We start from the raw sequence: 10008 nt of genomic DNA on the forward strand, positions 1-10008 counted from the left end.
AAAAAACCGATCAAATACATAAAAACATACTGTTTTACCTATTCATTGTTTTCACGTACTATGCATCTATTGAAAGAATTTGGATGCATTGGAGTAAAAACAGATGTTAGATCAAAACATTAAAACTCAATTAAAAGCTTACCTAGAACGTTTAGAAAGTCCAATCGAATTAGTTGCTGCTTTGGATGAATCAGATAAAGCTGCCCAAATTAAAGAATTAGTAACTGAAATTGCTGAGCTTTCTGAAAAAGTAACAGCCCGTTTTGACGGTAACAATACACGTCGTCCAAGCTTTGGTGTGGCTAAAGCAGGTGAACAGCCTCGTGTATTCTTTGCAGGCTTACCAATGGGCCATGAGTTTACATCTTTGATCTTGGCACTGTTACAAGTGTCTGGCTATGCACCTAAGGTGTCAGATGAGGTTTTAAATCAAATTAAAGGTTTAAACCTCAAAGCCAACTTTGATGTATTCGTATCACTTAGCTGTCATAACTGTCCTGACGTGGTACAGGCGCTTAACCTGATTGCCATTTATAACCCGAACACTACGGCAACCATGATTGATGGTGCATTCTTCCAAGACGAAGTGGAACAACGCAAAATCATGGCTGTGCCAATGGTGTTCCAGGACAATGAACACATTGGTCAAGGTCGTATGACGCTTGAAGAGATTGTGGCAAAACTTGACACCAACTCGGCTGAAAAAGACGCAGCAGCACTCAATGCCAAAGATGCGTTTGATGTATTGGTGATTGGTGGTGGACCTGCAGGTGCAACAGCTGCAATCTATGCAGCACGTAAAGGTATTAACACCGGTATTGTAGCTGAACGCTTTGGTGGTCAGGTCATGGATACCATGGACATTGAAAACTTCACTTCTGTGCAAAAGACTCAAGGTCCTAAGTTTGCTGCCGAGATGGAAGCACACGTTCGTGAATATGATGTTGATATCATGAACCTACAACGTGTTAGCAAAATCACAGGTGCCAACCAAACAGCAAATGGCTTGGTTGAAGTTGAACTTGAAAACGGTGCAAAACTTGAATCGAAAACTGTGATCCTTTCAACAGGAGCACGTTGGAGAGAAATGAATGTACCGGGTGAAGCTGAATACCGTACCCGTGGTGTCGCATACTGCCCACACTGTGATGGTCCATTGTTCAAAGGCAAACGTGTCGCGGTGATTGGTGGTGGTAACTCAGGTGTTGAAGCTGCAATTGACCTTGCAGGGATTGTTGAGCATGTGACTCTGGTTGAGTTTGATACCAAACTTCGTGCAGACCAAGTTTTACAAAACAAATTGCATAGCTTGCCGAACACCACTGTAATTATGAATGCCTTAAGTACAGAAGTGTTAGGTGATGGATCACAAGTGACTGGTCTTAAATATAAAGACCGTGCGACTGATGAAGAGCATGTGGTAGAACTTGCAGGGATCTTTGTACAGATTGGTTTATTGCCAAACACTGACTTCTTAAAAGACAGTGAGGTTGAGTTAACCAACCGTGGTGAGATCATTGTGAATGACCGCAACGAAACCAATGTACAAGGTGTGTTTGCTGCGGGTGACTGTACCACTGTGCCTTACAAACAAATCATTATTGCTACAGGTGAAGGCGCTAAAGCATCACTCTCTGCGTTTGATTACATCATCCGTTCTGGGCAATAAAACTGGTTAAATCCTGTTATCGAGCGAAAGCCTAGCATTGCAAAATGCTAGGCTTTTTTAATGTTGAAGTTACAACTTTTTAACAATTTTTGATCTTTATTAATCAGTTACTTTATGTTTATATTTTAGACATCCATAATTTTGGATGCCATGAATTAGAAGGAAAAACACAATGAATAAATTACTTGTTGCTTTAGGTCTTGCTGCGACTGTTGCCCTTGTTGGTTGTAATAAAGAGAAAGCTCCAGAAACTGGTGCGACTACAGGTGAACATTTAGAAAATGCTGCTAAACAAGCAACAGCAGATATTAAATCTGCTGGTGACAAAGCTGCGAGCGATATTGCAACTGCTACAGACAACGCTACAGCTAAGATTGATGCTGCTGCTGACCACGCTGCCGATACTACTGCAAATGCTGCTGCACAAACTGAAGCGACTGCGCGTAAAGCAACTGCTGATACAGCTCAAGCTGTTGAACATGCAGCTGCTGATGTAAAAGAAAAAGCTCAACACTAAGTTATATTCAATATTAAAAAAGCCCCTATTGATTAGGGGCTTTTTTAATGCATCTAAAAGCTTATGAAATTAAACCTTCATCACGCATCGCGATTTGTACAGATTGACGTTCTGCAACTTTATTACGTAGTGCAATAATATTTTTATATGGCGTTAGATCATGCTCAATTGAATTTGACCAATTTGTTAATACAAATAAGTATGCATCTGCTGGACCAAAATTATCATTTACTAAATAGTCATAATCTGACTCAGCCAAATAATTATCGATATATTTTAAAAGACGGTCGATTTCTGCGTAAGCTTTGGTTTTTTCATCGTTTGTTAATGGCGCCCCAAAAAATACTGCGTATGCATCATGCAGTTCAGAATTTAAATAGCCCAACCATTCCAACACTTTCGCACGGCCTAAGCCTGAAGGAGGAATCAAATCTTGTTTAGGATCATGCTGAGCAAGAAACGGTAAAATCGCCACGTTTTCCGTCAAAATCAAACCTGGGTTAATTTCTAAAGCTGGTACATAGCCCTTTGGATTAATTTCGTAATAATCTGCACCTTTTTCTGTTTTATGTGTTTTTAAATTTACTCGTTCTAAATCAAAATCAACATTAATTTCATTTAAAATAATATGTGCAGCTAAAGAACATGCGCCTGGCGAATAATATAATTTCATATCTGATCCTTCTTATCTTACATTAACGTTTTAAATTGCTTCTAAAAAACCTGCAAGGTTTGTACAATTCCTTAATTGTAAAAAAGCGTAAATTTATAAATTACTTACACTACCTAATATTCTTGAAAAGTTTGACCTTGCAAGTTGTCTTACGTGACGATTGTTTAAAATATGATAAAACACATTCCTATCACGCATTTTTTACCGTTAATTACGTTTAAAAAGTTGGCTAATCCATTCCACTAATTGGTTTAGGAAATCCAAAATAGGATTTTTGTTGCCATTATCAGGATGACTTGAATCTTTACCATTTAAATCTAGATCGACAATGACAGGATCATGGTCCGAAGAACGATAAGCATCTTCACCATAAAACAGAGCCTTTTGCTCATCAGTTTTATATTCTTCGTTGTAATCTAGGACAGTTGGTTCATCTGCATTGATATGCCAAGCAAAAGTACGCACTACTTTTGGATATAAATCTGCATCGGCAATTGCATGGTCTAAGTTACCCGCTCCCCCATTACCATTTGCATCACTTGCCACACCAAACACATAGCTATATGCCTGAGCGCCTTGTCCAACCTTAGCATCATTGAGGAGAACCTTATAGTTAGCTTTTTCAAAAGCTAAAATTGGTGCTTCTTTTGCATAGCTATTCATGTCTCCAACGAGTAAAGCATTTTGCTTAGGAACTTGAGTTGGATTTTTCGCTAGCCACTGCACAATTTGGTCAACTGCTTTCACACGGGTTGGATTCCAACATCCTTGACCATCATTTTGATCGGCATCAGTAGAGTTAGCATCTACTCCTGTACAACCTTTTGACTTCAAATGGTTTGGAATAACGGTAAACGTTTTATTACCACGAACAGCCTGGAAAGTTTGTGCTAAGGTTGTTCGGTTTTTATCACCCAAATCAAGCACAACAGGTTTGTTTAAAGGCTTAACACGCTTGCTGTTATAAATAATCGCAACAGCAATAACATCACCACCTAAACGATCCAAATTTTCAGGAATAACATATTTCCAATCAGGACCTAATGCACTGGTTAAATGAGCAATTGCGCTGTTTGGACCATAACCATTGTTAGCAATTTCCATCAAACCGTATACGTCAGCATCAATCGCTTTTAATGCACTCACAATTTTACGGTGCTGTTTATCAAACTCTGCTTGTGTGTTTGCACTACGCTCTGTTGGGAAACCTGTTGCACCATTGTCATAGTTCAAAACGTTAAATGAAGCTACACGAATATGATTGGCATTTTTTGTAATGACACTCTGGCGTGGATTTGTTTGAGTAACAACTTCTGGTTGCGTACGTCCAAGCACTGGCTGTACTCGCCAACCATTAAAACGATACTCTAAAATCCCTTCAACATTTTTAAGCTGATAGCCAGAACGCAATGTATTGGCAGCACTAAAATTTGTTGGTAACCATGGCGTACGGTTTTGATTGTTATAACCATCATCAAAGATAATTTTCGATAATAAATTTTTCTGGGCTAAAGCTTTTGCTTCTGGCGACAAGGCAGGATATAAGTTGGTTGGAATATATAAACGGCCTAAACTTAAAGATAACTCACCATAACGACCATAATTATAGTTTTCACTTATCGTTAAAGTCTGAGGTAATTTAACCAACATTCCTTGATAGCGCTGTGGAGAATTGGTTGAACCGCCTGTTAAGCTGGTAAATGGCAACTCTAGACTAATTGGCTGAACCTGATTTGCCATATTAGTATTACAGGTCTGAATATCTTGTTGTAATTGGTCGATCTGTAGTTGATTTTGATAGCTTGTTAAACGACCACGTAAGATGACTTCATCACCAACTTGGCCACCTTTTACCGTGCTGCTATTTGGAATATAAACAAAAATGGCATTGCTTACATTTGCACGTGCTTTAGTGTCAGGTGTTTGAACATAAAAGCCTGAAAAACCATTAGCATAACGATAGTCAGCAGTAATTACACCACGTACTGTATAAGTTTGATTTTGTGTGGAAGATGCTAAATCGGCAATTGGTGTATCTGAGCTTGAACAACTGACCGTTTGCACAGGCAGCTGAGTCGTAGAACCCGATAGATTTGAAAAATCATTTCGGTTTGCCCATGCTGACCATGAATGATCCAAATCAAATGCTGCGGTTGGGTCAATACTTAAAGCTGGATTTTCAGTTTCAATACGCTTAAAACTATTTCCTAAACTTGAAACGGCTGTTCCCCAACCTGCCTCTGGTCGTTCACCAATACGCCCAAAACGATCGACAGGTGTGCCTTTATAAACGAGCACAACTGCATCATCACCATTAAAAGATAACGCAGCAACCTGATTTACTTTATTGCCAAGTTCTGTCTGTAACTCTGAGCGACCTACTAAAAACTTCTGTTTACTTGGAAGCGTACCTTGTAAACGGAAAGTCGCTGTCTTTGCAGTGCCACCATTATTAAACTGTTGAATCTCATAATCGGCTAAGTTAACTGTAGTACCATCTGGGTTATAAATTTCTAAACCCTTTTTATTACTACTGCCATCAACATACTGACTAAACATGAGCTGCGCCTGAGCAACAGAGCTATATGAAAATGCACCAAATGCACTTAAAAAAACCGAAAGTGTTCTTAACTGAAAAGTTTTCATGAGTAAAATTGTTCATGTGAGTTTTAATTAGTCTCTTAGATTAAATATTGATCATGACATCTACATGAAGAAAAACACCGAAATATTTGACTTGACCACCTGAAGACTTAAAATACCGCATTTGAATTTCAATATTGCCAAGGTTATGTCGATCGATCAGTTAGAAACGCAAATTGCAGACTTAGACAATTTGCCTGAACACCGTGAAATTGTGACGTTTATGCGTCGTTCAGCACCACTTAATACGTCTCAACGCACGGCATTAGAACAACATCGCGATTTAATTTTGGAATATCCTGTTGGTGACTTACGTCAACACTTTGAACATCCAGAGCGCCCTTTAACTGTTGAAATCGGTTTTGGGATGGGCCGCTCTTTAGTTCTTATGGCTAAAGCAAATCCTGAACGTAACTATGTAGGCATTGAGGTACACGTACCTGGTATTGCCCAATGTTTATATGAAGCAGGTATAGCAGAACTTAAAAACTTACGTGTACTCGATGCAGACGCGATTCAAGTTTTACGTGAAATGCCAGACAACAGTATCAACTGCGTACAACTTTACTTCCCAGACCCTTGGCAAAAGAAACGTCATTTCAAACGCCGTTTTGTTATTCATGAGCGTATGCAACTGGTCGAACAGAAACTTGAGCTTGGTGGTACATTCCACGCTGCAACAGACTGGGAACCGTATGCAGAATGGATGCTTGATGTACTAGACAACCGTCCAAACCTTGAAAACTTAGCGGGTAAAGGCAATAGCTACCCTCGTCCAGACTGGCGCCCAGTGACTAAGTTTGAACGCCGTGGTATTGAGTCGGGTCATAAGATTAATGACTTTATCTTTAAAAAGATTAAGTAAATAATAAAAAAGGCTTAGTAATAAACTAGGCCTTTTCTTTTTAATATCAAAAATAAACATATATCTTATCTATTCTATTTCCACTTATTAATTAATGATTGCCAATCTAAACGAATCTAGCTATTTATAGAGATTGGTACTTGCCATACTAAAAAATACTAAGGAAAACCCATGTTAAAAATTTTAGGGCGTGATAACTCCATTAATGTTCGCAAAGTCTTATGGCTGTGTGAAGAATTAAATCTTGAATATGAAAGAGAAGATTGGGGACGAGGCTTTCGCTCTGCTCAATCACCTGAATATTTACAATTAAATCCAAATGGTCAAATTCCTGTTGTTTTAGATGGCGATTTAGTCCTTTGGCAGTCCAACAGTATTATCCGTTATCTCGCCAATGCTTACGATAAAGAGCATAAGCTTTACCCTACTCAAGCAAAAGAAAGGTTCTTTGTTGACCAGTGGCTTGATTGGCAAGCGATCGAGCTAAATAACAGCTGGACTTATACGATTATGTCTCTACTTAGACATTCACCAGATCATCAAGACCCTAACTTATTGCAACAAGGTATTGAGAACTGGAATCATCATATGCAGATTCTTGACCAACAACTTGCAAAAACTCAAGCCTATGTTGCAGGTACTGAGTTTACTCTAGCGGATATTCCAATTGGTCTATCTGTACAACGCTGGAAGGCCACTCCTTTTGACCATCCAACACTTAAACATGTCGACCAATATTTTGAACTATTAAATCAGCGTGCTGGCTTCTTAAAATGGGGCAATAACGGCGAACCTTAATTTTTAAATAAGTTTTAAGCCGAGTGATGGCGCTTCACGATGCCATCACTTAAAAGTTGATAGACCTGTTTTAAGTCATCCCTATTTGCTTGAGTTAATAGACCCTCATGCATTGCCAAGATATTTTCATCTCCCCTTACCGCAGGCCCAGTTTGCATTTGTTTCGGATCATTTTCAGTGGCTTTTTTTGCTGTTTCTACCATTAATGGATAAAGCAAGCGAAAGTCGACTTGTTCTGCATCTACAATCTGTTTAGCCATATCAAAACAGTAGTTACTAAAATTACAAGCAAATACAGCCGCTAAATGTAAAGTTAAACGCTGTTTTGAGGTGTATTGATATACTCGATTACTTAGGCTATTTGCTAAATCAGAAAGTATGACTAAATCGTTTTTATTAGTCGCCTCTACAAATAATGGTGTGGCTTTCCAATCAACGTCTCTTTCAAAACTAAAAGTCTGTAAAGGATAAAACACCCCAGCTTTTTTATGAATATTACTAATAACTTCAATATTGGTACTACCCGAAGTATGAACCATAAGCGTTTCTGGAAATAACGCGTGTACTTGCATTGTAAGTTCACTAATAGCACTGTCTGAAACAGCTAAAATAATTAAGTCACTCGCTTGAAACTCTTGAAGAGACTGACATGCTTTTGCTTGAATTTGTTCTGCAAATTTCTGGGTTTTCTCAAAATCACGCGCATAGACTTGTGCGATGTTATGCCCCTTAGCCAAAAGTGCCTTTGCCAAATGAAAAGCAACACGGCCACTTCCTAACAAACTGATTTTCATACCAACCCAACAATATTGATCTTTATAAAAAAAGCTTCTCAAAATGAGAAGCTTTTTTCAAATCAGAATTCAATAAAATCAAACTTTTTTGTGAATCTATTGATTATTGAGCTACTGAAAACTCAATACGGCGGTTTTTAAAGCGTCCTTCTTCAGTTGTGTTTTCTGCAACAGGGTTTTCTGAACCATGAGCTTCAGCAACAAGTTTAGATGCATCTACGCCTTTAGAAACCAAGTAATCTACGACAGCTTGAGCACGGCGTTGAGAAAGTGCTTTATTGGCAGCAGCATTACCTGTTGAGTCTGTATGACCACCTACATTTAATTTCACACTAGTCACTTTATTTAACAGTGTTGCAGCTTGGTCAAGAATGGCTTTATTGTCTGCTGGAATTTCACTTGAACCACTCGCGAAGTTAATGATTTGCAAGTTAAGCGCTTTAACTAGAGCATTTACATCTACATTGTTCGGGTCAATTGAGCCTAAAGCAGTTTGTGAAGCAGTTAAGCTATTACTTACAGATTGCTCAGCTGTTTGTGGTGCAGCTGAAACAACTTCAGTATGAGGAACGAGTGCTTTTACTTTTGCAGTTAAAGCTTCTAAAGCTGCGGCATCACCTGCTTTCAAAGTGATTTTGTCACCAACCCATTCTAAAGACGCGTTAGGAACTCCTTTTAAGGCACCGAGCACACCTGCTAACGCATCTTTATCGGTAAATGCAGCAGCATAAGTTTGACTGGTATCAACATTACAGTCTTTAGTCCCTGAAAGAACTTTTTTAACTTGCGTTTGTAAAGTTGCCAAGAAGCCCTGATCACCAATGCCTGCCTGACATTGACTTACTGCTCCTTTATCGTCCGTACTTAAAGTTAAAGTAGCAGGTGCAGCTGCTGCGGCCGCTACACCACTTGCAGGAGTAGTCTCGGGTACAGGTGTAGCTTCTTTATGCTGGCAAGAGCGCCATAACCAAGCAATTAATAAACCAAGAATAATAAGCGCAATAATCGGTAAGAAACCACGAGATTTACCAGTCGTTTCCGTTGCCGCTGCAAGCGGAGGTGCAGTTGATGTAGTTACTGATGATAAACCCGCACCAATACCCAATGGAGCTAATAAGCCGACTGCCCACCCTGGTAAATATGAACGAATCGTTTCCGCATGTTGACGTAAATAGTTCACAATGCTTTGTTGATCGCTTCCAGCGACTTCAGAAATCGTATTAAGACTGGGTTTGATCGCACTATTGAGTGTACTTTCAATCTCGGCAGATGGTGCAGTGCCACTTAGGTGTGTTAGTACCGTATTTTTAATTTGGTCATTATGAGAAAAAAGATCGGATAATGATGGAGCTAAACTGTTTTTTAACTGTCCAATAAGATCAGGTTTAGCAGCTAATAATGAAAGTAGAATTGGATAAAACTTAGAGAGAGCCTGTAAATTATTTTGTGTAAGTTCCATTTTTTATAAATGATCTTTTAATCGATCATCGAACTGAATCGTAAACCAATTCATTGCTAAACGCCAATTTTGAATTGGCATCGTCCATTTCTTCGCAGCATTTGATGTTGCTAAGTAAATGACCTTCTTTACTGAGTCATCAGATGAAAAGATTTTCCTTTTCTTCGTTGAATGGCGTATTACGCTATTCAACGACTCAATCGCATTTGTTGTATAAATAGCATGACGTATTTCGGCTGGATAGCTAAAGATCGTTCGGATATTTTCCCAATTGGCCCGCCAGGATTCTCCAATTTTGGGATACTGGTGATTCCATTGATCACAGAAGATGTCTAGGGACTTTAAAGCATTTTCCTCTGTACTTGCCTGATAAATCGCTTTCAGACCCGACGTAACAGCCTTGTAGTCTTTCCAGCTTACAAATCTCAGGCTATTGCGTACAACATGCACAATACACAGTTGAATATCAGTATGAGGGTAAACAGAGGCTATCGCGTCAGGAAAGCCTTTTAATCCATCTACACAGGCAACAAGAATGTCCTGTACTCCTCGATTTTTTAGCTCTGTCATGACTGACAGCCAGAATTTGG

At 39.0% G+C, this 10008-nt stretch carries 7 protein-coding genes and 2 pseudogenes; 4 read left to right on the forward strand and 5 right to left on the reverse strand.

Annotation, left to right across the window (positions count from 1 at the left end):
- The first annotated feature begins 103 nt into the window (after window positions 1-103).
- Window positions 104-1669: an alkyl hydroperoxide reductase subunit F gene (gene ahpF, locus J582_RS23655; RefSeq protein WP_032048736.1), complete on the forward strand. Its 1566-nt coding sequence runs from the start codon at window positions 104-106 to the stop codon at window positions 1667-1669.
- 172 nt (window positions 1670-1841) lie between these two features.
- On the forward strand, window positions 1842-2186 hold the full coding sequence (locus J582_RS23660; RefSeq protein ID WP_002156827.1) for a hypothetical protein: 345 nt from the start codon (window positions 1842-1844) through the stop codon (window positions 2184-2186).
- A 61-nt stretch (window positions 2187-2247) separates the two neighbouring features.
- Here J582_RS23660 and J582_RS23665 read toward each other — a convergent pair whose 3' ends face one another.
- Together J582_RS23665 and J582_RS23670 are read right to left on the reverse strand one after the other, a co-directional pair.
- Complete coding sequence (locus J582_RS23665; protein WP_016805635.1) at window positions 2248-2859, reverse strand: glutathione binding-like protein; 612 nt, start codon at window positions 2857-2859, stop codon at window positions 2248-2250.
- A gap of 207 nt (window positions 2860-3066) precedes the next feature.
- Window positions 3067-5505 carry an ExeM/NucH family extracellular endonuclease gene (locus tag J582_RS23670; RefSeq protein WP_032048737.1) on the reverse strand — a complete coding sequence of 813 codons (2439 nt, stop codon included), beginning with the start codon at window positions 5503-5505 and terminating at the stop codon, window positions 3067-3069.
- A gap of 145 nt (window positions 5506-5650) precedes the next feature.
- Between J582_RS23670 and trmB the strand changes: the two genes are divergently transcribed.
- Window positions 5651-6367: a tRNA (guanosine(46)-N7)-methyltransferase TrmB gene (gene trmB, locus J582_RS23675; protein WP_002156820.1), complete on the forward strand. Its 717-nt coding sequence runs from the start codon at window positions 5651-5653 to the stop codon at window positions 6365-6367.
- A 171-nt stretch (window positions 6368-6538) separates the two neighbouring features.
- Complete coding sequence (locus tag J582_RS23680) at window positions 6539-7165, forward strand: glutathione S-transferase family protein (protein WP_004709826.1); 627 nt, start codon at window positions 6539-6541, stop codon at window positions 7163-7165.
- A 14-nt stretch (window positions 7166-7179) separates the two neighbouring features.
- Here J582_RS23680 and J582_RS23685 read toward each other — a convergent pair whose 3' ends face one another.
- The 3 genes and pseudogenes from J582_RS23685 to J582_RS23695 form a co-directional block, all read right to left on the reverse strand.
- Window positions 7180-7959 (reverse strand): Rossmann-like and DUF2520 domain-containing protein, encoded by a 780-nt coding sequence (locus J582_RS23685; protein WP_032048738.1) that lies wholly within the window; start codon window positions 7957-7959, stop codon window positions 7180-7182.
- 103 nt (window positions 7960-8062) lie between these two features.
- Window positions 8063-9391, reverse strand: a pseudogene (locus tag J582_RS23690) (OmpA family protein); the annotation flags it as partial.
- Window positions 9392-9421: 30 nt separating this feature from the next.
- Window positions 9422-10008, reverse strand: a pseudogene (locus tag J582_RS23695) (IS256-like element ISAba26 family transposase); the annotation flags it as partial.

This window comes from Acinetobacter sp. 1566109 (assembly GCF_000582255.1).
GTDB lineage: Bacteria > Pseudomonadota > Gammaproteobacteria > Pseudomonadales > Moraxellaceae > Acinetobacter > Acinetobacter nosocomialis.

What these genes read in the sequence shown, in the direction of transcription:
- ahpF (WP_032048736.1), top strand. Translation starts at nt 104, where the DNA reads ATGTTAGATCAAAACATTAAAACTCAATTAAAAGCTTACCTAGAACGT.
- J582_RS23660 (WP_002156827.1), top strand. Translation starts at nt 1,842, where the DNA reads ATGAATAAATTACTTGTTGCTTTAGGTCTTGCTGCGACTGTTGCCCTT.
- J582_RS23665 (WP_016805635.1), bottom strand. Translation starts at nt 2,859, where the DNA reads ATGAAATTATATTATTCGCCAGGCGCATGTTCTTTAGCTGCACATATT.
- J582_RS23670 (WP_032048737.1), bottom strand. Translation starts at nt 5,505, where the DNA reads ATGAAAACTTTTCAGTTAAGAACACTTTCGGTTTTTTTAAGTGCATTT.
- trmB (WP_002156820.1), top strand. Translation starts at nt 5,651, where the DNA reads ATGTCGATCGATCAGTTAGAAACGCAAATTGCAGACTTAGACAATTTG.
- J582_RS23680 (WP_004709826.1), top strand. Translation starts at nt 6,539, where the DNA reads ATGTTAAAAATTTTAGGGCGTGATAACTCCATTAATGTTCGCAAAGTC.
- J582_RS23685 (WP_032048738.1), bottom strand. Translation starts at nt 7,959, where the DNA reads ATGAAAATCAGTTTGTTAGGAAGTGGCCGTGTTGCTTTTCATTTGGCA.